The 23,809-nt window shown below is 61.2% G+C and carries 23 protein-coding genes and 1 tRNA gene; 15 read left to right on the forward strand and 9 right to left on the reverse strand.

Features of this window, described 5'->3' with window-relative positions:
• Window positions 1-21: 21 nt before the first annotated feature.
• Window positions 22-1,086: a DUF2332 domain-containing protein gene (locus NMG70_RS18005; protein ID WP_254025800.1), complete on the reverse strand. Its 1,065-nt coding sequence runs from the start codon at window positions 1,084-1,086 to the stop codon at window positions 22-24.
• A 346-nt stretch (window positions 1,087-1,432) separates the two neighbouring features.
• Here NMG70_RS18005 and NMG70_RS18010 point away from each other — a divergent pair, with 346 nt between their 5' ends.
• The 5 genes from NMG70_RS18010 (at window position 1,433) to NMG70_RS18030 (ending at window position 4,203) form a co-directional block, all read left to right on the forward strand.
• Window positions 1,433-2,365, forward strand: a complete 933-nt coding sequence (locus tag NMG70_RS18010) for an alpha/beta hydrolase family protein (protein WP_254025801.1) — start codon at window positions 1,433-1,435, stop codon at window positions 2,363-2,365.
• The gene (locus tag NMG70_RS18015) at window positions 2,316-2,723 is read left to right on the forward strand and encodes a hypothetical protein (RefSeq protein ID WP_254025802.1); all 408 of its coding nucleotides are present in this window, start codon (window positions 2,316-2,318) and stop codon (window positions 2,721-2,723) included. Before NMG70_RS18010 ends, NMG70_RS18015 begins: the two co-directional genes overlap by 50 nt.
• A 187-nt stretch (window positions 2,724-2,910) precedes the next feature.
• Window positions 2,911-3,099, forward strand: coding sequence for a hypothetical protein (locus tag NMG70_RS18020; protein ID WP_254025803.1), 189 nt, complete (start codon window positions 2,911-2,913; stop codon window positions 3,097-3,099).
• Window positions 3,100-3,579: 480 nt separating this feature from the next.
• Window positions 3,580-3,876, forward strand: a complete 297-nt coding sequence (locus NMG70_RS18025; RefSeq protein WP_254025804.1) for a hypothetical protein — start codon at window positions 3,580-3,582, stop codon at window positions 3,874-3,876.
• A 159-nt stretch (window positions 3,877-4,035) separates the two neighbouring features.
• The gene (locus tag NMG70_RS18030) at window positions 4,036-4,203 is read left to right on the forward strand and encodes a hypothetical protein (RefSeq protein WP_254025805.1); all 168 of its coding nucleotides are present in this window, start codon (window positions 4,036-4,038) and stop codon (window positions 4,201-4,203) included.
• Window positions 4,204-4,968: 765 nt separating this feature from the next.
• On the opposite strand, the gene NMG70_RS18035 is transcribed toward NMG70_RS18030, so the two are convergent.
• The gene (locus NMG70_RS18035) at window positions 4,969-5,280 is read right to left on the reverse strand and encodes a hypothetical protein (protein ID WP_254025806.1); all 312 of its coding nucleotides are present in this window, start codon (window positions 5,278-5,280) and stop codon (window positions 4,969-4,971) included.
• A 131-nt stretch (window positions 5,281-5,411) separates the two neighbouring features.
• Between NMG70_RS18035 and NMG70_RS18040 the strand changes: the two genes are divergently transcribed.
• The gene (locus NMG70_RS18040) at window positions 5,412-6,026 is read left to right on the forward strand and encodes a hypothetical protein (RefSeq protein ID WP_254025807.1); all 615 of its coding nucleotides are present in this window, start codon (window positions 5,412-5,414) and stop codon (window positions 6,024-6,026) included.
• A 1,096-nt stretch (window positions 6,027-7,122) separates the two neighbouring features.
• Here NMG70_RS18040 and NMG70_RS18050 read toward each other — a convergent pair.
• The 4 genes from NMG70_RS18050 to phaC form a co-directional block, all read right to left on the reverse strand.
• Window positions 7,123-7,395: a hypothetical protein gene (locus NMG70_RS18050; RefSeq protein ID WP_254025808.1), complete on the reverse strand. Its 273-nt coding sequence runs from the start codon at window positions 7,393-7,395 to the stop codon at window positions 7,123-7,125.
• Between the two features lie 126 nt (window positions 7,396-7,521).
• A tRNA-Glu gene (locus NMG70_RS18055) sits at window positions 7,522-7,596 on the reverse strand.
• A gap of 182 nt (window positions 7,597-7,778) precedes the next feature.
• On the reverse strand, window positions 7,779-9,041 hold the full coding sequence (locus NMG70_RS18060; RefSeq protein ID WP_254025809.1) for a D-Ala-D-Ala carboxypeptidase family metallohydrolase: 1,263 nt from the start codon (window positions 9,039-9,041) through the stop codon (window positions 7,779-7,781).
• A gap of 213 nt (window positions 9,042-9,254) precedes the next feature.
• Window positions 9,255-11,090 carry a class I poly(R)-hydroxyalkanoic acid synthase gene (phaC, locus tag NMG70_RS18065; protein ID WP_254025810.1) on the reverse strand — a complete coding sequence of 612 codons (1,836 nt, stop codon included), beginning with the start codon at window positions 11,088-11,090 and terminating at the stop codon, window positions 9,255-9,257.
• A gap of 169 nt (window positions 11,091-11,259) precedes the next feature.
• Between phaC and NMG70_RS18070 the strand changes: the two genes are divergently transcribed.
• The 5 genes from NMG70_RS18070 (at window position 11,260) to recJ (ending at window position 17,210) form a co-directional block, all read left to right on the forward strand.
• Window positions 11,260-11,580, forward strand: a complete 321-nt coding sequence (locus NMG70_RS18070; RefSeq protein WP_367185549.1) for a hypothetical protein — start codon at window positions 11,260-11,262, stop codon at window positions 11,578-11,580.
• Between the two features lie 78 nt (window positions 11,581-11,658).
• Window positions 11,659-12,876 carry an LL-diaminopimelate aminotransferase gene (locus NMG70_RS18075; RefSeq protein WP_077383891.1) on the forward strand — a complete coding sequence of 406 codons (1,218 nt, stop codon included), beginning with the start codon at window positions 11,659-11,661 and terminating at the stop codon, window positions 12,874-12,876.
• A 47-nt stretch (window positions 12,877-12,923) separates the two neighbouring features.
• Window positions 12,924-14,237: a homoserine dehydrogenase gene (locus NMG70_RS18080; protein ID WP_254025812.1), complete on the forward strand. Its 1,314-nt coding sequence runs from the start codon at window positions 12,924-12,926 to the stop codon at window positions 14,235-14,237.
• Window positions 14,238-14,379: 142 nt separating this feature from the next.
• Window positions 14,380-15,363, forward strand: a complete 984-nt coding sequence (gene glpX, locus NMG70_RS18085; RefSeq protein ID WP_254025813.1) for a class II fructose-bisphosphatase — start codon at window positions 14,380-14,382, stop codon at window positions 15,361-15,363.
• Window positions 15,364-15,425: 62 nt separating this feature from the next.
• The gene (recJ, locus tag NMG70_RS18090; protein ID WP_254025814.1) at window positions 15,426-17,210 is read left to right on the forward strand and encodes a single-stranded-DNA-specific exonuclease RecJ; all 1,785 of its coding nucleotides are present in this window, start codon (window positions 15,426-15,428) and stop codon (window positions 17,208-17,210) included.
• A gap of 34 nt (window positions 17,211-17,244) precedes the next feature.
• Here recJ and NMG70_RS18095 read toward each other — a convergent pair whose 3' ends face one another.
• From NMG70_RS18095 to folE, 3 genes are all read right to left on the reverse strand, one after another.
• Window positions 17,245-18,213, reverse strand: a complete 969-nt coding sequence (locus NMG70_RS18095) for a patatin family protein (RefSeq protein WP_254025815.1) — start codon at window positions 18,211-18,213, stop codon at window positions 17,245-17,247.
• Between the two features lie 84 nt (window positions 18,214-18,297).
• Window positions 18,298-18,768, reverse strand: a complete 471-nt coding sequence (gene hisI, locus NMG70_RS18100) for a phosphoribosyl-AMP cyclohydrolase (protein ID WP_254025816.1) — start codon at window positions 18,766-18,768, stop codon at window positions 18,298-18,300.
• Window positions 18,769-18,904: 136 nt separating this feature from the next.
• A complete protein-coding gene (gene folE, locus NMG70_RS18105) occupies window positions 18,905-19,540 on the reverse strand; it encodes a GTP cyclohydrolase I FolE (RefSeq protein ID WP_023801043.1) in 636 nt (211 codons plus the stop codon).
• Window positions 19,541-19,780: 240 nt separating this feature from the next.
• On the opposite strand from folE, the gene NMG70_RS18110 reads away from it, so the two are divergent.
• The 4 genes from NMG70_RS18110 to thrS all read left to right on the forward strand — a co-directional run bounded on the left by NMG70_RS18110 (window position 19,781) and on the right by thrS (window position 23,718).
• The gene (locus NMG70_RS18110; RefSeq protein ID WP_254025817.1) at window positions 19,781-20,227 is read left to right on the forward strand and encodes an iron-sulfur cluster assembly scaffold protein; all 447 of its coding nucleotides are present in this window, start codon (window positions 19,781-19,783) and stop codon (window positions 20,225-20,227) included.
• Between the two features lie 7 nt (window positions 20,228-20,234).
• The gene (yidD, locus tag NMG70_RS18115; protein WP_254025818.1) at window positions 20,235-20,612 is read left to right on the forward strand and encodes a membrane protein insertion efficiency factor YidD; all 378 of its coding nucleotides are present in this window, start codon (window positions 20,235-20,237) and stop codon (window positions 20,610-20,612) included.
• Between the two features lie 124 nt (window positions 20,613-20,736).
• Entirely contained in the window at window positions 20,737-21,576 is an 840-nt protein-coding gene (gene blaOXA, locus NMG70_RS18120) for a class D beta-lactamase (RefSeq protein WP_254025819.1), read from the forward strand.
• A 165-nt stretch (window positions 21,577-21,741) separates the two neighbouring features.
• Window positions 21,742-23,718, forward strand: coding sequence for a threonine--tRNA ligase (gene thrS, locus NMG70_RS18125; protein ID WP_254025820.1), 1,977 nt, complete (start codon window positions 21,742-21,744; stop codon window positions 23,716-23,718).
• Window positions 23,719-23,809: the final 91 nt, after the last annotated feature.

Below are 23,809 nucleotides of genomic sequence, written 5' to 3' on the forward strand. Positions count from 1 at the left end.
TTGAACGTCCGATGCTCTAGACTAGCCTTTCCACTCCATCGATAGCCCGTGCGGATCGCAGACCGCGAGCGTTTTGACCTTGCGCTCGCCATTGAAGTATCTGCTGACCTTGAGAGGATTGAACGTCTCAGTGGGGTTGGGGTGTGCGACCTCGCCTTCCACGGTGACGCGCCAGACCGGCGCCGTCTTGCTCGCCTCCAGCAGGATATCGTTTATGCGTCGGTGTTGATCGCCAGAAAGCTGATAGCCCATTATCGTGTGATACACGCACCGGGCTTGATAGGGCGGAATTTCCGCCAGCGCAGAGCTCAGGTTCAACACGGCGTCGCCGCCTCTGATCCGGGGTGGATGCGCGGCGGCGACCTTCAAGGCGCCATCCAGTTTTGTAAGCCGGTCAATGCGCTCGGGCCAGACAAGCGCCTTGAGCCATCGGCGTTCATTTTCATCCCGAACATCGGTCGGATAAAGTTCGAGGCCGATCCTCGATGAAACGGGGGGCGGGAACATCCCCAATACAGGCACGCCAGGCCCTTCAAGGATGCAGGAAAGGACGAAATCCGCGTCGGTCCACCGCTCCAGCTTCGGAGCGCCTTTCCCGTCCGTATACCGATATCCATACCTGTCGAAGTTCAGGTTCAGGCCGGCGCTGGATCCGATCTCGACGAGCCCAAGGGGAGCGGCCGCTTCTCGCGCAACCAGATCGAATGCGGGCAGCAGCAGCGCGCTACGGCCAGCCTCGTTGGTATTGGTCGCGCGCTTCGAGATGATGTCGACGAGTTCGGCTTCGTGGGCACCGCAAAAAGCGGCGAAAAGTTCGAATGCGCGATCGTCGGCCGGCCGCGTTCCGCCCAGACTCGGATAGTAATCCTTGAGAGGATGATCGACGCCCCCAAGCAGGAGATACTGTACCGCGCCGAAGACAAGGTTCGCTGCCGGCTGACCCTTCCTGCGCCCTGCCGCCAGGCGCTGCAGCGCGACATTGTCCGCAATCCCAAGCGACAGCTTTTCATAGAGGGGAGAGCCGCCACGACGAGACTCGTTGGCAAAGAAGCGGTAATAGTGAGCGCTTGTTTCAAACACCACCATAGCACAAACCTAGCGGGCAATAGATGTCTTGGATGTGGCTTCCACCTGTAAGAGACTGTTTCGAAAGTCGCTCCGGCGAGTCATATGGTGGTGGTTTCGAGAACCGGAGCGCAACGGACATCTGGGTCCGTGAGCACCGGCCTACGCCGGCCGTAGCTTTCACTGCCACGACCGCTCATAAGTGCTTCGGCCGGCGAAGGCCGGAAGCGCAGAAAACGCCATCAGATGGCCGCCAGAGTAGAGTTTCCAAACAGTCTCTAATTGCCTTAAGGCTTTCGGTCCAGCGGGTCAAGGAACCTGGCCAACAATAGATACTTTCGAGCATACATTCCTGCGAGACTGGCGGATGAACGAAACCGTGGATGATTCACCTTCGGGATATACTGTCTTTGATGGCGCCTTTCGCGACGAATCGCGCAGCCGTTCGGTGCCGTACAGGCTTTATGCCCCGGCTCCCCTCTTTGGCGCTTACCCGGTAATCCTTGTGTCGCATGGCATTGGCGGATCGCGCGAGGCGATGCCTTACCTCGGGCGGCGCCTGGCGGAAAGCGGTTACGTGGCGGTGCACCTGCAGCATACCGGGACGGACAGTTCGATCTGGCAACACGCAAACTCTCTTGCGGAAGTCTACCGCATTCTTCGTGAAGCCATGTGGGACGCCAATGCTGCGCGCGCGAGATTTCAGGACGTGCCCTTTGCCCTGCGCGAGCTTGCGCGCATGAACGGCGAGGGGCGGCTCGCCGGCCGCCTGGAGTTGACACGCATCGGCATGGCCGGACACTCTTATGGAGGCGTCTCGACGATGGTTGCCGCAGGGCAGAGAATGGGTCCGGGCGGGCAATGGTCGTTCAAGGAGCCAAGAATTCGCGCCGGCTTGGTCATGAGCCCGAACATACCCATCCAGGGCGGCGACTTGGCCGCCCTTTACCGCGATATCAGTATCCCGCTCTTCCACATCACCGGCACGAAAGATGGCAATGCGGTGCCCGGCAACAAGGAATTCGATCCGATACAGCGGACCCTTCCTTACGAAGCGCTGACCATCCCTCATCAATATCTGCTGGTTCTCGACGGTGCCGACCACAATGCGTTTTCCGGCCTGAAGCACGGACCACACGCCCACGGCCCCGAGGAGGAGACCCGCTACACTCGCGTTGTACAAGACGGAGCAGTGCTGTTCTTCGATGCCTACCTGAATGAGAAAATGGCGTCTCTGGCGGCCCTTCGCCATGCGTTTCAATCCGGCCTTGAGCCGACCGATAGGTTTGAATGGAAATAGTTGGAAGTCCGCCAGCGTTTACCGAGATCCGTCAGGCCTCGTGTCGATCTCCTCCGACCAGTTCACTCCGACTGTTGATGGCTGGGTCGAATGGGAGATTCTTTCGTACACGATCTCCAGTTTCGGCTCACGTCTGCAAAACATGACCGACACCACAACCGCCGGAATGGGGATGGTTGCCCATGGCAACAGCGGCCCGAACTCAGGCGGGATATCGACGGGCGGTGCCCCGGTCGTGGCGGGCAAAGCCTATGCGATCCAGTATCACGCCAGCGGAGCCGCCGGAAACGGTCTTGGTACAGCTCTTTCGCAGGGGATCGAAGTCTACGCCCGGGTGAAATTCTGGAGGACGGCATGAGGTACGCCCGCATCATTGATGGCGTGGTGGATTCGATTTCGTACGATCTGCCACATTTCGAAGGCGGCCCAGAGTCGGGATGGACAGAGGTTCCCGACGATGTTTTCGCCGGCGTTCATTCGATGGTGAGAAGTTCACCGGCCCAGAGCCAACGCCGCCATCTCTTAAGACAGTTCTGAAATCGCTAGTGCAGTCTCGTATCATCGAAGCTGGCAAGATGGCTTCCGCCTATGCCGCCTTGACACAAAACCCGATCTATTTCGCCCGCTGGTTTGCTCCCGATCGACCCGAGGTCTGCTGCGACGATCCGGACGCCATCCTGCTAGTCACGGCTCTTGACCTCGACCCTGACGCGATTCTCGCGCCTATCGTTTGAAAGACGCTTAAATCCGGCAACGTCACCGTGCCGATCCGCTTATCCGAGGTAGGCTAGCGGGTGTGTTCCCAAATGGAACTTTAGTAAATCCTAATGATTGTCTGTGAGCAGTGGGCGCCCCCGGGCTTGCTCGCTGCAGATCGGGCCCCAACCCCCGATCGAGCCCGCGCTCTCCGCCAGAGGCGCAGGCTTTATTACTCGCACGGAACACCAGGCGCGGTCGCGCCTTTCGCCGGAATGAAGCAACTTCTCAGCGAAATGGCCGCTTTGGCAGATCCAGGCTTTTGGGTAGCGCTGGCGGTTGTTTTGGTTCCTTACGCCATCGGCGTCGCACTGCTTGTCTGGGTGGCTGGTTGACGGTTGATTGTGTCGCTCCCCGACAGCCGCCTTTTCCCTTCCCCCGCCGTTGAGTCGAGTCTTGGTAAAAATTTTACATTGGAAACTTGGAACATAAGTGAGGCAGAGAACATTGTTGGCGCCATGGACAAGAACGATGGCGACAATCTTCCTGAGGGGTTTCCGGGCAACCTGCCCGAGGATCCAGTGATCCTAGCCGATATCACGAAAAGAATTTCGAGAGAGATCGACGGTAAAATTGGGCCGGACGGTTTGGCGGTCACGGAGGCCAGGCGGGATCGCAATCTGGTTGAGGAATGGGAAGAAGCTGACCCCGCCCTCGACAGCCAGCCGTCCGTGGTTCCGTTGTTCCTGGTTCTGTATGCGCTCTCAATGTTGGGCTTGGCAGCGTACGCCCTCGCTAGTTGGTATCTTCCATAGCGCGCTTTGAGTTTCCGTTGCGCCAGCCTCTGGCAATAAGCCGAGCGATTCCTAATAGAGGCGTGGACTTTCCAGTTGAGAGCCGTAAGGTGCTCTTTTAGTCACGCGCTTGGGAACAAGCGCCAGATAGCGAGGTTACCAGCGTAAGGAGTTTCTCCTATGGCTGACGAACAGGATAGGGCGCCGAACAACATTGATATCGTCGTTCGACGCTTGGTCAAAGAAACCGGCATTACCGAAGAACAGGCCCGGGAGTTTATCTTCTTCCTTGGGCTTCAATGGGCATCGCTGCTCCGGGAAGCAAAGGTCCTAGCTGCCAAGCGGTAGGGCGGGCTTGTCATACTTCCGAATAGAGTCTTCTGCCCGATCTCGTACAATGAACCGTCGCCTGCTTTCGAACGGCACAGGGGCGATTGAAAGTGTCGATCGCTTTCGCCCTACCGCAAAAGGGAGTTGGCCCGATGCCCTTCACAGGAATAGCTGACCCGGAGCAGCTCAGCATTCTTCGCCAAGCTTTGGACGAGTATTGCCTCACCTGTGGTATTTCGGACGAGCAAGGCCGTGACGCCGCGGCGTGGCTAGTCATGTTGCTATTTAGAAATGGCGCGAACAGCCTGGAGGAACTCAAGGGCAGGGCTGACCGAAGAACGTCGCCGAGCTTAGGCGTCACGGATCTTCCCTGTTGCGGCGCTCTAGCCGATCGACGGTTTCGATGATCGCCTTTGCCAGCGCCTCGGCTTCATGGTTGGGCTCAGGCCCATAAGAAAAACGGCGCACAAGCAACCCACCCGCAAGGGCGCTTTACGCTAACCACGCGTCCCAGCTTTCGGATCATCCGGCGCGCTTTCCGATGGGTTTGCAAGCAGCCTCCGATCGCGTGCCACCAGCAACTTCTTTTTTCTTGCGAGCAGTTTGTCGCGATTTCCCTTAGCGGCCGCAGGGCCATGCTTTGCGGCAATCGCGTAGTCGGCTCTGTTCGTTCGATAGTCTTCGTTTTGCACAGACATGTTCCTATCTCCCGATACAGATTAACGCGCCACAACAGCAAGCAGTTCCTCAGACCCCATATGAACAATGGCGAGGTGCGATAATTCAATCTACTACCATGTCACGCAACGGCTTTTTTCGCTTCGGTGGCCTGTACTTATCGACTAGCCTGATCTTGTCGATGTCGACCGTCACCAGCGGTCCCATGGCGATTGTTACCCTGCCGCTTTCCTCGTCTATGCGCGTGATCTCGCCGGTGAGCTCGATCTGCTGCCCCTTCTTCACCTTCGTATGATCGATGATCGAATGCGGAAAGTTGTAGCTCGGAATCGAGACGCTCACGCGATCCTCAGTGACCCGCCTGCGGACGGCGGCCGTGATCGCCACCAGATCTCCGATCCCAATTCCCCGCGCCATTCCATAAGTCTGGTGCGGGCGGCATTTTAGTCAAGCGACAGCTAATATTCTTCAGTGGTGGGGAAGTTCATGCGGTGCCGCCAACGCCGCCGCCAGAGGCCCCATGAAGCTACGACCGGCAAACGCAGTGGGTGAAGCCGGGCATCAAAGCCCGTGTCAGGCGAGCCGCTTCTTTCGCGCACGAGGCTGAAATCAGCGGCAAGTCGTCTGCTACTTTTTCTTTGTCGCCAATCTTGTCCGGTCTGGACGGTATATGGCGCGACGCTAATTTAATGCCAATGGCACGTTTTCTGTTGAGCCTCGTTTCAATTTTGTTTTGCAGTACGTTTCTCCATGCGCAAGCGTGGCAGCCTTTCGGCGTCAGGCAGTTTGCCTTCATATTCGATGTTCCCCCTGGCTTTGTCCTGACGCAGCGTTCAGACCAGGGCGCGGAATTCCGGGGCGAAAACGATGCCCTTCTTGCCGTGTGGGGCGCAAGGCTCGGCGAGCACAGTTTTCGCGCCGAGATCGAGCACCGCATGGTCGAGGATGAAAAGGAGGGCTGGAAACTGACCTATAGGCGCGTCACGCCGAGATGGGCCAGCTACTCGGGTATCAAGAACGAACAGATCCGATATGTCCGCGCTATTGCGGTCTGCAACGACCGTGCCGCGCTTTTTGTCATAAATTACAGCAGCGATGAAAAAATCCCGTACGATCCGATTGTGGTGCGAATGGTGCGATCCCTGAAGGCGGAAGGTTGCTGAGGTTCGTTAAACAGTCCATCCATCTCAAACCCGTCATGGCGCTTTTCCGCCGTTGCTTCGAAGACTGATCGTCAGCCGGTCCAACGCTATGCTTCTTCACTATCATTCCTGACTACGAAGGCCAGCAGCGAGTGCGCAATCGCGACTGGAAACCGACGTTCGAACGAGGGGCTGAAAGTGGCCGGCACCCTTAGTCAAGTGATAGCTAATATAATGGACCGCTTCATCCAATCGATGGACGAAGCCCATCAAGGGCCGGTGCTATTTTGATTCATGTCGCGAGCTTACTTATCCCCGAGCCACCTTGCTTTCGCTATCCTCGCGATCAGCGTCAGCTATGCCGAAGCCGCGGACCGTAAGGTCGAAACCGCGACGCTCGGTACGTACGCCAATTCGAAGAACCTGCCGGTTTGCACCGCGTCAAGCTCACTCTTCGAAGTCCTCGGTGATAAGTGTTTTCTCGTCAAAGGTTCGATGATCTACGGCGACATCGCCGAACTATCCCAGATAGTCACTTTTAGTCGGTAGCTAACGGGGCGGGCGGTTTGCTCCAGTCCGGAATTCCGATTTGGAGGCCGCCATTGCACAGCTGCCCTGCGACATACGAGCTTGTCAACCAAATGGCCTCATCATGGGAGTCTCGTCATGTCCATTCGCCGGATTGCGTTGACCTCGGCAGCGGTCACGCTTGCCTTCACAACCCTCGCCCAGGCCAGGCCGGACACCCGCGCCATGACCTGCCAACAGACGCAGGCGCTAATCCAGAGCCATGGCTCGGCGGTGCTGACCACCGGCCCGAACACCTATGCCCTCTACGTCCGCCAGTACAGCAATGCGTGCGACTGGTCGTTAATCCCAGCGGTAGGGTTTGTGCGACGCGTGATGGCCGGTGCTTGGTTCATCGATGCAGAGAGCCGCTCTACACTCCTCCCGGCTGACGGTGACGAGCATAGCTACTCTGCCGCGCCTTTCGGCAGGAAGCCCCTTGGCCTCCACCACCGTTCTCGACATAGCGGCGACCGTTCGCCTGTCTGCCTTGGCCGCAAGGTAAGTTGCCAACTTGGCGACACACGGCCCGCTGCCTCACGGTGGCTTTTCATTGCTCGAACCATCCAACTGCACGACCGACCTCAACGCAGGCAACAACAACGGTGGCGATCGTCACGACCAGCGCCATGCCTCGCTCGAAATTGGCAAGACGCTTTTCAATCGCAAGCTCCTGTCCATCCCAGTGAAGTGTGTTGGTCTTCGGGTTTATCCCCAAGAGTGCGAGACCTTCCTGACTGATCCCGCGTATGCGATCGGGCCACTCCGCCGGTGGCGCATCTTTCGTGTACCGAAATTTTCGGTTGTGATCCCAATCTGTCATGTTCGCCCTCCTCCGGTTTTGACGAGAGGAGTGTGACAGGGATCGTTCGACTCGACAAAGCCAGAAGGAAATTGGCCAAACGTTGGACAGGAACGGGGAATTTTCCCCTAAGTGCTTGATTTTGTCTGGTACGCCCAAGGGGAATCGAACCCCTGTTACCGCCGTGAAAGGGCGGTGTCCTGACCGCTAGACGATGGGCGCGCTCAGATGTGAGCGCTTATAGTTGCGTTGCACCAAACCGGCAACCCGTCTGCCGCTACCTGCGACAACTTTTTTCAGTGACCACAAAACCGCGCATTTTCAGCGCTTTCCCCGGTTCGACGCAGCATCGCGTGCCGTCCTGCGCATTGCGGACGTTGCATAAGCGAGGGAAGAACCAGCCGTTACCGCCGCCGGCGGCAGCGCCAGTTCCAGTCGCGCTCGGGACCGACGTCGATGTGTACGGATTCGGTATGGCAGTAGGTGCCGACGCCGCCGCGCCCTGGCATGCTGCGGATGTAGCTTGCCAGTTGCGCTTTCGAGACGCCTGGAACCTGGATGTCGGCGGCGGCGCAATACATGTGCAGCGAGTTCTTGGCGCCGTTGGCGCGGCGGTTGCGGGCCGGGTCACGATAGCCGGAGGTGACGATCATCTTCTTGCCGTAGTGGCCCTCGATCGTCTTCAGCACGCGGACCAGCGAAGGTTTTAGGCAGGCAACGTCGACATTCTCGGTCTGCTTCAAAAGACCGTTGGGCGCCAGCCTGGCAAGCCCGGGAGCGTATGCCACCTGATAGGCGCCGCCCTCATCCTCGTTCAGATCGACGTCGCTGTCGTCGTCGAGGCCGGATTTGCGCTTGATCTCGAAAAGCGCGGTCTTGCGTACGCCAGGCAGGCCGTCGTCGGTGAAATGGCTGGTATCGCCGAGCGAAGCCAATTGCACCGGCTTTTCAGCCGATTTGGCTGAGGCCAGGGTGATTGCCGATTTTGCCACCGCCTTGGGCTGAGCGGCCTTGGGCTGCGCCGCCGGCGGTTGCTCGCCCGACCGGTTGCTGGCCTGCGGGGCAGGTGCTGCCGAGGCGGGCGTGGCGCTGAACAGAGAGGCAAGGAACCCCTTCTTCTTTGGCGCGTAGGCCTGCGGCTCTGCGGCGGTCACATAGACCGGATTGTTCGTCGCCGGCGCGGCGGCCTCGGCCTTGGACTTCGGAGCGGCCGTGCCGGCATCGGCGGTTTCAGTCTTCTGCGTAGCAGCGTCGGCCTGTTCAGCCGTCTGCGCCGCCTGTGGCTGCGGCGTCTGGCCCGCAGCCGTCGCTGCGCCCGCTTTAGCCGGGACGGGGAAGCCGGCATCCGACTTGGCGCCTCCCTGGGGGGCCTGCGCCCCTGGCTTGGCCACTGGCACATAAGCGACCTGCTCGGGAAGGCTTGCGTCGCCCTTGGCGGTCATCGTCATTTGTGAAGTCGTCATCTGCGACGACGAGTCAGTGGTGACCTGTTGGGTGCCGGAGGCGGTGCTGATGTCCGTAGCCGAAGCATTGTAGCCAGGCATGCCGACGGACAGGGACGGGTCGCCGGCCGAGGTGCAGGACGCCAGGAGCACGGAGAAAAGCGCGGCCGCAATGGCGCGGCTTTCTCCCTTCGCGAGGCGCGATCCTGCTGATTTCAAAACCAAATTCCCCCTCGATGTCCGGTCGGTACTTCATTGGCGGCGTCGAAACGTCTCGCCGCAATAAAACCTTGTCCCCGAACGGAAACGAGACCTGTGTCAAATCCGCAAGCCCCAGAGTAATTCGACGGCTAGATAAGAATCGGGAGTGCTTAAGGCTTGACGACACCATTTCGCCCTCTTTTACCGGCGCGTCAACTCACCACACATTACAGAAGGTTACACACGCACCTTGACATAGGTGCCTGGCGCATCGCCCAGGGTTTTCATGTGCTTGCCGGGCTTGCGGGCCGGCACGCGGGTGTCGTCCCTGGCCTCGATCCAGCGTTGCCAGTGCGACCACCAGGAGCCGGGATGGTTCGTGGCCTTGGCAAGCCACTCGTTGAAGTCGCCCGTTGGCTTGCCGCCGGTCCAGTAGTGATATTTCTGCGCCGCCGGCGGATTGACGACGCCGGCGATGTGGCCGGAGCCGGCCAGGACGTAGTCGACCTCGCCGCCGAAATATTTCGAACCGAGGAACACCGAAAGCGCCGGCGCGATATGGTCTTCCTTGGAGGCGAGGTTGTAGACCGGGATGGTGACATCCTTCAGCGATACCACGCGGCCCGCCAGTTCCATCTCGCCTTGCGAAAGTCTGTTCTCGAGATAGCAATTGCGCAGGTAGAAGGAATGGTTGGCTGCGGCCATGCGGGTCGAATCGGCGTTCCAGTAGAGCAGGTCGAAGGGCAGGGGATCCTTGCCGCGCATGTAGTTGTTGACGACATAGGGCCAGATCAGGTCGCCCGAGCGCAGCATGTTGAAGGCGGTCGCCATTTTGGTGCCGTCGAGATAGCCTTTCTCGTTCATCGCCTTTTCGACGGCCGCGACCTGCTCCTCGTCGACGAACACTTTCAGGTCGCCGGCGTGGGTGAAATCGACCTGCGTGGTGAAGAAGGTGGCCGATTTGATGCGGTGGTCGCCTTCCTGCGCCAAAAGCGCCAGGGCCGCTGCCAGAAGCGTGCCGCCGACGCAATAGCCGACGGCGTTGACGTCCTGTTCGCCGGTGGCCTTTTCGATCGTGTCCAGGCCGTATTGCAGGCCCTCTCTGATATAGGCCTCCCAGCTCTTGGTGCCGTGCCGCTCGTCCGGGTTGATCCAGGAGATGACGAAGACGGTGTGGCCCTGCTCGACGGCCCAGCGGATGAAGGATTTTTGCGGGTTGAGATCGAGAATGTAGAATTTGTTGATCCATGGCGGGCAGATCAGCAGCGGCCGATTGAGCACGGTCTCGGTCGCCGGATCATATTGCAAGATCTCGGCGACGTCGCTGCGGCCCACCACCTTGCCGGGTGTCGTGGCCAGGTTCTTGCCGATCTCGAACGACGAATAGTCGGCCTGTCTCAGTTTCAGGTCGCCCTTGCCGGCGGCGATGTCCTCGGCCAGCATCTTCATGCCGCGCACCAGGTTTTCGCCATTCGAGGCGATTGTCTCGCGAAACAGTTCCGGGTTGGTCAGGATGAAATTCGACGGCGAAATGGCGTTGGACACCTGCTTGACGTAGAAACCGGCCTTGTGGCGGGTGTGCTCGTCCAGGCCATCGGCGTGCTCGACCAGGTCGTTCGCCCAGCGCGAGGTGACGAGATAGGCCTGCTTGAGGAAATCGAAGAAAGCGTTGCGGCCCCATTCCGGGTCCTGGAAACGCTTGTCGCCGGGCTCGGGCTTGACCGCGTCTTCGGCGTCTTCGCCGCCGTCGCTGAGGCGCTGGATGGAGTTGGCCCAGACGGTCATGTAGCCGGAAAACAGCCGCGTTTGCGCCTCCAGCGCGCGCTGCGGATCGGAAAGCCAGTATTCGCTGAGCTTGGAGAAGGTTTTCACCATGTCGACGACCGGCTCGGCGACATGATCGCGCACGTCGCCTTTTTCGCGCGGCTCGGCCCATGCGGAAGCCGCCTTGCCGGCCTGCTCGATCATGCGGGCCATGTTCAAGGCGAAGCGTTCCGGGTCCTTGACCAGATATTGCTCGACGGTCGAAGGCCGGTCATCTTCCGCTTTGCCCGAATCGGGTGTTTTGGACATGGTACGCGGGGTTCCTCCTGAAGCGTTTTCTTGACATATTATCATGGCACATCCGACAAGGTCCAACGCGCTCTATCTCGGCTGCCAGGGAAACATTATGACAATTAGTATTGGCAAAGCTTTTTTTTCTGGCACTGGTCGTTTTTGCCGCGTGGGCGCGGCGGTCGTCTTGCTGGCTATATCGGGCTGTTCGAGCACCAACATCGAAGGCGCCACGCCCGTCGCGGCTACCGACGGACCGAAGAACACCGGCACCTATCCGAACCTGAATATCCCGCCGCAGGCGGCGGCGGAGCAATTCACCGAGACGGAAAGAAACGCCAAGCTCGCCCAGTTGAAGGCGGAGGCTCAGGCGCAGGGCTCAAAGGGCGGCGCGGTCAAGGTCGCCAACCCGGCGGCGCTGAACACATTGGCGAAGCAGCACGGCACGGATGCGCTGAAGCAGATCGAAGCCAAATGCGATCCTGCCCTCGACCCTACCTGCAAATAAGGTTATATCGCGCGACCGACAAGCACCTTTGCCAAAACCGCTTTGACCGTCTGGAATTGACCCACCACTGGAACTGATATGGAAGAATTTCACAAGGTCCGCCGGCTTCCGCCCTACGTCTTCGAGCAGGTCAACCGGCTGAAGGCCAGCGCCCGCTCGCGCGGCGCCGACATCATCGACCTTGGCATGGGCAATCCGGACCTGCCGACGCCCAAGGCCATCGTCGACAAATTGTGCGAGGTGGTGCGCGACCCGCGCACGCATCGCTATTCATCGTCGCGCGGCATTCCGGGCCTGCGCCGCGCCCAGGCCAATTACTATGCCCGCCGTTTCGGCGTGAAACTCGACCCGGACACGCAAGTGGTGGCGACGCTGGGCTCGAAGGAGGGTTTTGCCAATATGGCGCAGGCCATCACCGCGCCCGGCGACGTGATCCTGTGCCCCAACCCGACCTATCCGATCCACGCTTTCGGCTTCATCATGTCGGGCGGCGTCATCCGCTCGTTGCAGGTGGAGCCGGACGACGGCTTCATTCCGGCGCTGGAGCGCGGCATCCGCCATTCGATCCCGAAGCCGCTGGCGTTGATCCTCAATTACCCGTCGAACCCGACGGCGCAGGTCGCCTCGCTCGATTTCTACAAGGAGGTGGTGGCCTTCGCCAAGAAGAACGACATCATCATCCTGTCTGACCTTGCCTATTCGGAAATCTATTTCGACGGCAATCCGCCGCCTTCGGTGCTGCAGGTGCCGGGCGCGATCGACGTGGCGGTCGAGTTCACCTCGATGTCGAAGACCTTTTCGATGCCCGGCTGGCGCATGGGTTTTGCCGTCGGCAACGAGCGGCTGATCTCGGCGCTGACGCGGGTGAAATCCTATCTGGACTACGGCGCCTTCACGCCGATCCAGGTGGCGGCGGCGCATGCGCTCAACGGCGACGGCGCCGATATCGCCGAAGTGCGCGACATCTACCACAAGCGCCGCGACGTCATGGTCGACGCCTTCAGCCGCGCCGGCTGGGTCGTCCCGGCGCCGGCGGCGTCGATGTTCGCCTGGGCGCCGATCCCGGAGCCGTTCAAGCATCTCGGCTCGCTCGAATTCTCCAAGCTTCTGATCGAGCACGCCGACGTGGCGGTGGCGCCGGGCGTCGGTTTCGGTGAGCATGGCGATGACCATGTGCGCATCGCGCTGGTCGAGAACGAGCACCGGATCCGGCAGGCGGCGCGCAACATCAAGCGCTTCCTGGCGTCCAGCGCCAAACAGCCCAACAATGTGGTGCCGCTCGCCGCGCATCGTTGAGTTGCCTGATATCACATCGACCAAATTCTTGAGGGGCGTCGCCGGACATGGCTGAAGCGTTGCGTGTTGGAATCGCCGGTCTCGGCACCGTCGGCGCGTCGGTGGCGCGCGTGCTGCGCGACAAGGCGCCGGAACTGACGCGGCAATGCGGTCGCGAGGTCGTCGTGTCGGCCGTTTCGGCCCGCGATCCCAAACGCGACCGCGGCGTCGATCTCGGCGCGGCCAAGTGGTTCGACGATCCGGTAGCAATGGCGCAGACCGCCGAGATCGATGTCTTCGTCGAGCTGATCGGCGGCGACGAGGGGCCGTCGCATTCATCCGTGAAAGCGGCGCTTGAAGCCGGCCGCCACGTCGTCACCGCCAACAAGGCGCTGCTCGCCAAGCATGGCGTGGCGCTGGCCGAGACCGCCGAGAAGAAGGGCGTCCTGCTCAATTACGAGGCGGCGGTGGCGGGCGGCATTCCGGTCATCAAGACGATGCGCGAGGCGATGGCCGGCAATTCGGTGACCCGCGTCTTCGGCATCCTCAACGGCACCTGCAACTATATCCTGACCCGCATGGAAGCCGAGGGCCTGTCGTTCGACGCCTGCCTGAAGGATGCGCAGCGGCTGGGTTATGCCGAGGCCGACCCGACCTTCGACATCGAGGGCCACGATACCGCGCACAAGCTGTCGATCCTGACCAGCCTTGCCTTCGGCACGAGGATTGCCGCCAACAACATCTACATGGAAGGCATTTCCAACATCAGCCAGGCCGACATCCGCGCGGCCGGCGATCTCGGCTACCGGATAAAGCTGCTCGGCGTCGCCCAGCGCACGGAAAGCGGTATCGAACAGCGCGTGCACCCGACCATGGTGCCGACGGCCTCGGTCATCGCGCAGGTGCACGGCGTCACCAATGCGGTGGCCATCGAAACCGATATCCTTGGCGAGCTTTTGCTTTCCGGTCCCGGTGCCGGCGGCAACGCCACCGCATCGGCGGTGGTCGGCGACATTGCCGACATCGCCAAGAGCCGGCCCGGCTTCCAGCACGGTCCGGTGTTCGGCCTGCCGGCGAAGGAATTGCGGCCGTACAAGAAGGCGCAGATGCGCAGCCATGCGGGCGGCTATTTCATCCGGCTGACCGTGCATGACCGCATCGGCGTCTTTGCCGCCATCGCCAAGCGCATGGCCGACAACGACATTTCACTGGAATCGATCGTGCAGCACGCCGCCGGGCCGGATACCGCCTTGCAGAAAACAGTGATTCTCGTGACCCACGAGACGACGGAAGCGGCGGTCCGCAGGGCAGTCGACGGCATCACCAGGGACGATCATCTGACCGACAAGCCGCAAGTCATCCGCATCGAGCGGGCGGAATAGGCATATCTCTTTTCTCCTTTAATCGATTGATATCGTTGTGTTTTCAAAAAAGACCCGGCCAAGTCTTGCTGTTGTCATGGAGCTTTGACACAACCGGCGCGCCTCTGGCGGGAGGCAATGTGCCAATGAGGATTGTCCACCGATGAACGTTGCCCAGAACATCGTCGCCGGCCTTGACCGAATACTAACCATGGAACTGGTGCGTGTGACCGAACGCGCCGCCGTTGCGGCAGCCAGATTGCGCGGACGCGGCGACGAAAAGGCCGCCGACCAGGCCGCTGTCGACGCGATGCGCGAAGAACTCAACCGCCTCGCCCTCAATGGCACGGTGGTGATCGGCGAAGGCGAGCGCGACGAGGCGCCGATGCTCTATATCGGCGAAGAGGTCGGTTCCGGCAAAGGCCCGGCGGTCGATATTGCGCTCGATCCGCTCGAAGGCACGACGATCTGCGCCAAGAACCTGCCCAATGCATTGGCGGTCATCGCCATCGCGGAAAAGGGCAGCCTTCTGTTCGCGCCCGACGTCTATATGGACAAGATCGCCATTGGCCCGGGTTATGCGGACGGCGTCATCGACATCGATGCTTCGCCGGCCGAAAACATCGCCAGCCTGGCCAGGGCCAAGGGCGTGGCGGTGTCGGAGATCACCGCCTGCATCCTCGACCGGCCGCGCCATGGCGCGCTGATCGAGGCGGTGCGCGCCACGGGCGCTGCGATCCGGCTGATCGGCGATGGTGACGTAGCCGGCGTCATCCACACCACCGATCCGGACGAAACCGGCATCGACATCTATCTCGGCACCGGCGGCGCGCCGGAGGGTGTGCTGGCGGCGGCAGCATTGCGCTGCACCGGCGGCCAGATGCAGGGAAGGCTGATCCTCGACACGCCGCAAAAGGAGGCACGCGCGGCGAAGATGGGCATCCTCGATCCGAAGCGGGTCTACCGCGCGCAAGACATGGCGCGCGGCGACGTGCTGTTTGCAGCAACCGGCGTAACCGACGGCAACATGCTGGCCGGCGTCAAGTTCGGCCGCAATTCCATCACCACGCATACGATCGTATTGCGCTCGTCGTCGCGCACCGTGCGCGAGATCAAGGCCAAGCACCAGGATCTGGAAAAGTTTTGATTCCCGACTCGGGCTTGCCGTCGCATATTGTGAGAAATGACAATCCGCAGACGGCGCGTCGCATGACGGGCGAAAACCGTATCTTCCTCGATGTCAGGCAGTCGGCATCAGGTGTTTCCTGGGAACACCGGTTGACCGAGCGGCAGGACATGATCGCGCTTGCCATAGCGCAAGGCTATGGCGTGCCGGACATCGTTGCGCGCGTGCTTGCCGGGCGCGGCGTGTCCGCCGAGCAGACCGAGCGGTTCCTTGATCCGACCATCCGCGATCTTTTGCCGGACCCGGCGTCGCTGACCGACATGGGCAAGGCCGCCGCCCGCATCGCCGGGGCAGTCGTTGCCAGGGAAAAGGTGGCGATCTTCGGCGACTACGATGTCGATGGCGCGGCCTCGTCGGCGCTGCTCAAGCGGTTCCTCACGCATTTCTCCGTGCCTGCGGAGATCTACATACCGGACCGTATCTTCGAAGGGTACGGCCCCAATCCAGAAGCGATGCGCGAACTCGTCTCGCGCGGCGCGACGCTGATCGTCACCGTCGACTGCGGCACCAACAGCGCCGTCTCCATCGACGCCGCGAACGCTGCCGGCGCCGATGTCGTGGTGCTCGATCATCACCAACTCGGCGGTCCGTTGCCGGCAGCGGTTGCGGTCGTCAATCCCAATCGCGAGGACGACCTTTCGGGGCAGGGCCATCTTTGTGCCGCCGGCGTCGTCTTCCTGGCGCTGGTGCAGACGGGGAAGATCCTGCGCGGTCGGTTGCCAGATGCCGCACCGCCGGATCTGCTCGGCTTGCTCGACCTTGTTGCGCTGGCCACCGTTTGCGACGTGGTGCCGCTGACCGGCGTCAACCGCGCCTTCGTGGTCAAGGGGCTGCAGATCGCACGCCAGCAGCGGAACGAAGGATTGGCGGCGTTGGCGCGAGTCTCGCGCATCGGCGAGCCGGTCAGCACCTTTCATCTGGCCTATCTGATCGGTCCGCGCATCAATGCCGGTGGGCGCATCGGCGACGCAGCACTCGGCAGCCGCCTGCTCGCCACCGACGACCCCGTCGAGGCCCGCACCATCGCCGAGACGCTGGACCGGCTCAATCAGGAGCGGCAGCAGATGGAACTGGAAATGCTGGCCGCCGCACGCGTCGAGGCCGATGCCGAGCTTGCCGGCGGCAATGGGCCAGCCATCGTCGTCACCGCCAGCTCCAACTGGCATTCGGGCATCGTCGGCCTGCTGGCCTCGCGGCTCAAGGACCATGCGCGCCGGCCGGCTTTCGCCATCGCCTTCAACGCCAATGGTGTCGGCACCGGGTCGGGCCGTTCGGTGTCGGGCTTCGATCTTGGCCGGCTGGTGCGCGAGGCGGCGATTGCCGGGCTGATCGTCAAGGGCGGCGGCCACGGCATGGCGGCCGGCATCACGGTGGAGCGGGCGAAACTTGGCGCGCTCAGGGCCTTTTTCGAGGAACGAGCGGCGGCCGAGGTGTTCCGGCTGCAAGGCGAGGAGAGCCTGGCGATCGACGGTGCGCTGGCCGCCGAGGGCGCGACGCTTGGCCTTCTCGATGCACTGGAGAAAGCCGGCCCGTTCGGCGCCGGGCATGTCGCACCGGTCTTTGCTCTGCCGCGCCATCGCCTTGCCGATGCGAGGCCGGTCGGCACCAATCACATCCGCGCCGAGTTGCAGTCGGAAAGTGGTGGACGCATCCAGGCGATCGCGTTTCGCGCCACCGATACGGCGCTCGGCGAATTCCTGTTCAAGAACAGGGGCAAGCCGGTGCATGTCGCCGGTTCGCTGTCGGGCAATCACTGGAACGGCAACCGCACGGTGCAGTTCCGCATCGTCGATGCCGCGCGCGCCTGAGAATCGCTTCCCGATTCTGCCGCGCGGATCGCGTTTAAGCCAGAACCGTCTGCAGGCGGGCCAACTCGTCGATCTGGGCCATCGTCACCTGATAGCCGATGCGGATCGCCTCGTCGGCGCGATGGAATTCGGTCAGGCCGATATGGCTGAGTTTTGGCTGCAGCGACATATCAGGCGGGTCGCCGGCAAGTCGCGCCCGCGAAATGCGGTCCTGGATGATGTTGAAGGCTTCGACCATAATCCCGGTAATGCCGAGCCGTGTCTGGTACTGGTGCCCTGTGTCGATCAGGCCGGGCCTTGGCGCGTCCTTCTCGACGACCAGTTCGCCGGCGCTGTGCTTGATGACGGCGGCGCGGCCGAACAGATCGTAGTGAAGGTTCACCGCGACCACGAGCGGCTGCTCGTAGGCGCGGCAGACCGAGACCGGGACCGGATTGACCAGCGCACCGTCGACCAGCACGCGCCCGTTGCAACTGACCGGTTCGAATACGCCGGGCAGGGCATAGGAGGCGCGCATGGCGGTGATCAGCGAGCCGCCCGACAGCCAGATTTCATGGCCGGTGCGGATCTCCGTGGTGACGCAGACGAAAGGCTTGGGCAGATCTTCGAAACGGATGCCGGCCATGTGCTCGCGCAGCCGTGCATCGAGCTTCATGCCGCCGAACAGCCCGCTGCCGCGCAAATTGAGATCGAGAAGACCAAAAATGCGCCGCTTGGTCAGGCTTCTGGCGAATTCTTCCAGCTCATCCAGCTTGCCGGCAAGATAACAGCCGCCGACCAGCGCGCCGATCGAGGTGCCGGCGATCATCGACACTTCGATGCCGGCTTCGTCGAGCGCGCGCAGCACGCCTATATGGGCCCAGCCACGCGCGCAGCCGCCGCCCAATGCCAGCGAAATGCCTGTTTTCCTGGCGGGGCTCGTTTTGGATGCACCGGCGGACGATGACAGGCCATTGGCCTCCCGAACGTCAGGTTTGTTATGCAATGACGCCCAGTCGAGCATCACAATCTCCCTTGTCCCGCGGCTAGCGTATCGGCAGGCCGTATCGAAATCATGAATATACGTGATTGCAGTTCGGCGAATGGTTCAAATGGATGGTTCATGGGGCTTTCGATACGTTTCTTGCGCATCCAACAGCGGCTTGCTGCCATCGCTGGCAAGCGTCCCCTTGCCGTCGATCAGTCCCACCGTCCGATAAAAGCAGGAACGCCGGCCGGTGTGGCAGGTTGCGTCGTGGCCCATCACTTTGACGCGCAGCCATATTGCGTCCTGGTCACAATCCGTGAGCATCTCGACGATTTTCTGGACATTCCCGGACGTTTCGCCCTTCTTCCACAGAGTGCTGCGCGAGCGCGACCAGTAGTGGGCAATGCCGGTTTCCAGTGTCAGCGCCAGCGCTTCGGCGTTCATATGCGCGACCATCAGCAGCATGCCGTCTTCGGCATCGGTAACGACGACGGTGACCAGGCCGCCGGCATCGAAGCGCGGCGAAAAGACCGTGCTTTCTTCCAGTGTTTTCTTGTCTGATGGAGCTTTCGGAAATTCCACTGCCGACATCGCCGGTCCTTATTCAGAGCCTCGTCCAGTCCGACAGGATCGGAATGGGCGAGGCTCTGTCTTGTTGTTTGGCCATGATCTAGATCCGAGAACCGGTTCTTTCTCGCGACCATGGCTGGCGGCCGGCGAGGATCGTTCAGCCCCTGCCGCCCCGCACCATGGTGACGAAACGGACCTGTTCCTCGGGGGTGTCCTTGAAGACGCCGGTGAAGGTCGAGGTCAGCGTCGTCGAGCCTTCCTTGCGGATGCCGCGCATGGCCATGCACATATGCTCGGCCTCGAGCATGACGGCGACGCCGCGCGGATTGAGCACATCCTGGATGACGCCGGCGATCTGAGCGGTCATCGCTTCCTGGGTCTGCAGGCGCTGGGCAAAGATATCGACGACGCGAGCGATCTTGGACAGGCCGACGACCTTGCCGTCCGGCAGATAGCCGACATGCGCCTTGCCGATGATCGGCACCATGTGGTGCTCGCAATGCGAATGGAACGTTATATCCTTGACGAGGACAAGGTCGTCATAGCCGGCGACTTCCTCGAAGGTGCGGCCGAGTTCTTCGGCCGGGCATTTGTCGTAGCCGCCGAACATTTCGCGATAGGCCTTAACCACACGCTTTGGCGTATCGACCAGGCCCTCACGGTCCGGATTGTCGCCGGTCCAGCGCAACAGCGTGCGAACCGCGGCCTCGGCTTCGGCTTCGGTCGGCCGATCGGTGACCGGCTTTTCCATATAGGCGGAAGGGGGCATGAATTTCTTGATGACGGCATCCATAAAGGCGTCTCCCGTAGTTCCCCTCTCAGGAGGAACGAGTTGAACGGACCACGACCTTTCGGGTGTTAGAAACGTGCCCTGTTTCCAGCCCGTAAGCGGCGTGAAGTGATTTGAGCAGGGACGCGGTGGTTGGTTGCCTTGTCCATACCCGAGTACCAGCATTATATATGATCGTTGCGAGCGAAAGGAAGACCGTCAGCGGCAATCGCTGTTCGCTCGGCGGCGACGGATTGGAAAAATATGATCGACGACGTCTACAATGCGAAAATTCTGGGATTTGCCGGGAATATCGCGCGGATCGGCCGGCTCGACCAGCCCGATGCAACCGCGCGCGCGCATTCCAAGCTGTGCGGCTCGACCGTGACCGTCGATCTGAAGATGGATGACGGCGTCGTCACCGATTTCGCCCATGACGTCAAAGCCTGCGCGCTTGGCCAGGCGTCGTCCTCGATCATGGCGCAGCATGTCGTCGGCGCCAGCGCGGATGAATTGCGCAGCGTTCGCGAGACGATGTTGAAGATGCTGAAGGAAAACGGCGCGCCGCCGGAAGGCCGCTTCGCCGACCTCAGATACCTCGAACCGGTGCGCGACTACAAGGCGCGCCACGCCTCGACCATGCTGACCTTCGATGCGGTGGTCGACGCGATCGGCCAGATCGAGAAGAAGCGCGCCGAACAGGCAGCGTAGCCGTCAAATGGCGATGGATCACACGCACCAGAGGCCGCGATACACACGCAACTGGCCGGGCCCCTGGCGCAAGACGCCCGGCCGAATCCTCGGCACCTCGCTCGTGCGCTTTTACCAGCTGACGCTGTCCGGCTTTGTCGGCAATTCCTGCCGGCATTTTCCGACCTGTTCCGAATACGCGCACGAAGCGATCGCCCGCCATGGGCTATGGGCCGGCGGCTGGATGGGTTTTTTCCGCGTGCTGCGCTGCGGGCCGGGCGGAACGCATGGCATCGACCGGGTGCCGGAGATGCTGGCCGAGCGCTATGTCTGGTTCACGCCCTGGCGATACTGGCGGATCGGAAAAAAACGCAGTGATCCGGAAACTGATGCCGGTGGGACGTAAGCTCTGCAAACAGAGCAGGATCTTTACGATTTGCTAGGGTTAACCGCACGTTGCGCATTTAAGACAAAATCGAGACAAGACGCCTCGCTAAGCCGCTCCTGATAGCCATCAGGAGAGATTGCCAATGCGCCAGATAGACCGCCGTCCATTCGTTTTCGCCGTGGTTATCTACCTTCTGGCCTGGCTTTTTGGTTTTCCGATCCGCGCTCAATCGGCGCCGCTGGAGGAGGTCGAATGCACACTGATCCTGGATGCTGCAAGCGGTGAAACGCTGTATCGGGACGGGGTCTGCGACCAGCGCTTCAGTCCCGCCTCGACTTTCAAGGTGCCATTGGCGCTGATCGGCTATGACGCGGGAATCCTGAGCGACGAGCACACGCCGGCCTGGGACTACAAGTCCGAGTTCAAGGCGGTCAAGCGGGACCAGAAAACCGTCGACCCGACGATCTGGGAAAAGGACTCGGTGCTGTGGTTTTCGCAGGAAATCACCCCCCGGCTCGGCAACGAGCGATTTGCAGGCTACGTCTCGAAATTCGACTACGGCAACACCGATGTTGCCGGCAATCCCGGTAAGAATGATGGCCTCACCCGGTCCTGGGTGAATTCTTCGCTTGAGATTTCGCCGGTCGAACAGGTGAATTTCATGCGCCGCCTGCTTGCCGGCGAACTGCCGGTTTCGGACAAGGCCTATGCCATGACCAAGGCGATCTTGCCGACCTTCGAGGCAGGTGGCTGGACGGTGCAGGGCAAGACCGGGACCACCAGGCTTGGCGACAGCGCCGACAAGCGCTCGCTTGGCTGGCGCTCGCTTGGCTGGTTTGTCGGCTGGGCCAACAAGGATGCTCGCAGCATCGTCTTTGCCCGCCTGGTAATCGATACGAAACGTTCCGATACGCCGAAGGGTCCTCAGACGCGAGCGATGTTCCTGAAAGAGCTGCCGAATCTCATCAACAAGACCAAGTGATCGGCCATTCGCCTTTACGGCACGGGAATCTGCCCATAAAAGACTGCCGCCGGACGCATCCGGCTTTTACTTGATGCATGCCGTCGACCCAAAACCGCTGCAAACTTTTGGGCCACATGCATTTCACCACCCGCGCTCGTTTGCGGGACTGGATAGGAGAATTTTATGCTGAATTCCGTTTCCCTGACATTTCCCGATGGCTCAGTCCGCGACTACGATGCGGGGATGACCGGAGCCGGCCTGGCGGAATCGATCTCGAAGTCGCTGGCCAGGAAGGCGGTCGCCTACTCGATCGATGGCGTGGTGCGCGATCTTTCCGACCCGCTCGGCAAGTCCGGCAAGGTCGAGATCATCACCCGCGAAGACCCGCGCGCACTGGAGCTCATCCGCCATGACGCAGCGCACGTGTTGGCCGAAGCCGTGCAGGAATTGTGGCCGGGCACGCAGGTGACCATCGGCCCGGTGATCGAGAACGGATTCTACTATGATTTTGCCCGCAACGAGCCGTTCACGCCCGACGATTTCCCGGTGATCGAGAAGAAGATGCGCGAGATCATCGCGCGCAACAAGCCGTTCACCAAAGAGGTGTGGTCGCGCGATAAGGCGAAAAAGATCTTTGCCGACAAGGGCGAGCGCTACAAGCTGGAACTGATCGACGCCATTCCCGAAGATCAGGACCTCAAGATCTATGCGCAAGGCGATTGGTTCGATCTCTGCCGCGGCCCGCATATGGTCTCGACCGGACAGATCGGCAGCGCCGTCAAGCTGATGAAGGTGGCCGGCGCCTATTGGCGCGGCGATTCGAACAACCCGATGCTGACCCGCATCTATGGCACGGCCTGGGCCGATCAGGCGCAGCTCGATGCCTATCAGACCATGCTGGAGGAAGCCGAAAAGCGCGACCACAGGAAGCTCGGCCGCGAGATGGACCTGTTCCATTTCCAGGAGGAGGGGCCGGGCGTCGTCTTTTGGCATGCCAAGGGCTGGAGACTGTTCCAGAACCTGGTCAACTACATGCGCCGCCGCCTCGACGAGCAGGGCTATCAGGAAGTCAACGCGCCGCAAGTGCTCGACAAGAGCCTATGGGAGACGTCAGGTCACTGGGGCTGGTACCGCGACAATATGTTCAAGGTGACGGTTGCCGGCGACAACACCGACGACGACCGGATGTTTGCGCTGAAGCCGATGAACTGCCCCGGCCACGTCCAGATCTTCAAGCACGGGCTGAAGTCGTACCGCGATCTGCCGGTAAAACTTGCGGAATTCGGCAATGTGCATCGCTATGAGCCGTCCGGCGCGCTGCATGGGCTGATGCGCGTGCGCGGCTTTACCCAGGACGATGCCCACATCTTCTGCACCGAGGAACAGCTCGCCGACGAGTGCATCAAGATCAACGACCTGATCCTGTCGACCTATGCCGATTTCGGCTTCGACGAAATCACGGTCAAGCTGGCGACCCGCCCCGAAAAACGGGTCGGCACCGACGCGATGTGGGATCATGCCGAGGGCGTGCTGCAGGACGTGCTCGACAAGATCGCGGCGCGCTCGGGTAACCGGATCAAGACGGGCGTCAATCCGGGCGAGGGCACGTTCTACGGGCCGAAGTTCGAATATGTGCTGAAGGACGCCATCGGCCGCGACTGGCAATGCGGCACCACACAAGTTGATTTCAACCTGCCGGAACGGTTCGGCGCCTTCTACATCGGCTCCGATTCGGAAAAGAAGCAGCCGGTGATGGTGCACCGCGCCATCTGCGGTTCGATGGAGCGCTTCCTCGGCATCCTGATCGAGAACTATTCCGGCCATTTCCCGCTGTGGTTCGCACCGCTGCAAGTGGTGGTTGCAACGATCACCTCCGATGCCGACGATTACGCGCAAAAGGTCGTCGCGCAGCTGAAGGCGGCCGGCCTGTTGGCGGAAGCCGATCTTCGCAACGAGAAGATCAACTACAAGGTCCGCGAGCACAGCCTGGCCAAGGTTCCGGTCATCCTCGTCTGCGGGAAGCGCGAGGCGGAGGAAGAGACTGTCAACATCCGCCGACTCGGCTCGCGCGACCAGGAGTCGCTTGGCCTTGGCCAGGCAGTGGCAATGCTTGCCGAAGAGGCGGTGACGCCCGACCGCAGGCGGAAACGCGCGGCCTGAGTTCAGCCGGATTGTCAATGGAATGGCGGTGGAGCGATCCACTGCCATTCACATGCACGCCATTCACATGCACGCCATTCACATGCCCGCC

The organism is Mesorhizobium ventifaucium (assembly GCF_935822925.1).
GTDB lineage: Bacteria > Pseudomonadota > Alphaproteobacteria > Rhizobiales > Rhizobiaceae > Mesorhizobium > Mesorhizobium ventifaucium.

What these genes read in the sequence shown, in the direction of transcription:
- blaOXA (WP_254025819.1), top strand. Translation starts at nt 20,737, where the DNA reads ATGCGCCAGATAGACCGCCGTCCATTCGTTTTCGCCGTGGTTATCTAC.
- glpX (WP_254025813.1), top strand. Translation starts at nt 14,380, where the DNA reads ATGAACGTTGCCCAGAACATCGTCGCCGGCCTTGACCGAATACTAACC.
- NMG70_RS18030 (WP_254025805.1), top strand. Translation starts at nt 4,036, where the DNA reads ATGGCTGACGAACAGGATAGGGCGCCGAACAACATTGATATCGTCGTT.
- phaC (WP_254025810.1), bottom strand. Translation starts at nt 11,090, where the DNA reads ATGTCCAAAACACCCGATTCGGGCAAAGCGGAAGATGACCGGCCTTCG.
- recJ (WP_254025814.1), top strand. Translation starts at nt 15,426, where the DNA reads ATGACGGGCGAAAACCGTATCTTCCTCGATGTCAGGCAGTCGGCATCA.
- yidD (WP_254025818.1), top strand. Translation starts at nt 20,235, where the DNA reads ATGGCGATGGATCACACGCACCAGAGGCCGCGATACACACGCAACTGG.
- NMG70_RS18015 (WP_254025802.1), top strand. Translation starts at nt 2,316, where the DNA reads ATGCGTTTCAATCCGGCCTTGAGCCGACCGATAGGTTTGAATGGAAAT.
- hisI (WP_254025816.1), bottom strand. Translation starts at nt 18,768, where the DNA reads ATGTCGGCAGTGGAATTTCCGAAAGCTCCATCAGACAAGAAAACACTG.
- NMG70_RS18075 (WP_077383891.1), top strand. Translation starts at nt 11,659, where the DNA reads ATGGAAGAATTTCACAAGGTCCGCCGGCTTCCGCCCTACGTCTTCGAG.
- folE (WP_023801043.1), bottom strand. Translation starts at nt 19,540, where the DNA reads ATGGATGCCGTCATCAAGAAATTCATGCCCCCTTCCGCCTATATGGAA.
- thrS (WP_254025820.1), top strand. Translation starts at nt 21,742, where the DNA reads ATGCTGAATTCCGTTTCCCTGACATTTCCCGATGGCTCAGTCCGCGAC.
- NMG70_RS18005 (WP_254025800.1), bottom strand. Translation starts at nt 1,086, where the DNA reads ATGGTGGTGTTTGAAACAAGCGCTCACTATTACCGCTTCTTTGCCAAC.
- NMG70_RS18010 (WP_254025801.1), top strand. Translation starts at nt 1,433, where the DNA reads ATGAACGAAACCGTGGATGATTCACCTTCGGGATATACTGTCTTTGAT.
- NMG70_RS18050 (WP_254025808.1), bottom strand. Translation starts at nt 7,395, where the DNA reads ATGACAGATTGGGATCACAACCGAAAATTTCGGTACACGAAAGATGCG.
- NMG70_RS18035 (WP_254025806.1), bottom strand. Translation starts at nt 5,280, where the DNA reads ATGGCGCGGGGAATTGGGATCGGAGATCTGGTGGCGATCACGGCCGCC.
- NMG70_RS18095 (WP_254025815.1), bottom strand. Translation starts at nt 18,213, where the DNA reads ATGCTCGACTGGGCGTCATTGCATAACAAACCTGACGTTCGGGAGGCC.
- NMG70_RS18110 (WP_254025817.1), top strand. Translation starts at nt 19,781, where the DNA reads ATGATCGACGACGTCTACAATGCGAAAATTCTGGGATTTGCCGGGAAT.
- NMG70_RS18080 (WP_254025812.1), top strand. Translation starts at nt 12,924, where the DNA reads ATGGCTGAAGCGTTGCGTGTTGGAATCGCCGGTCTCGGCACCGTCGGC.
- NMG70_RS18025 (WP_254025804.1), top strand. Translation starts at nt 3,580, where the DNA reads ATGGACAAGAACGATGGCGACAATCTTCCTGAGGGGTTTCCGGGCAAC.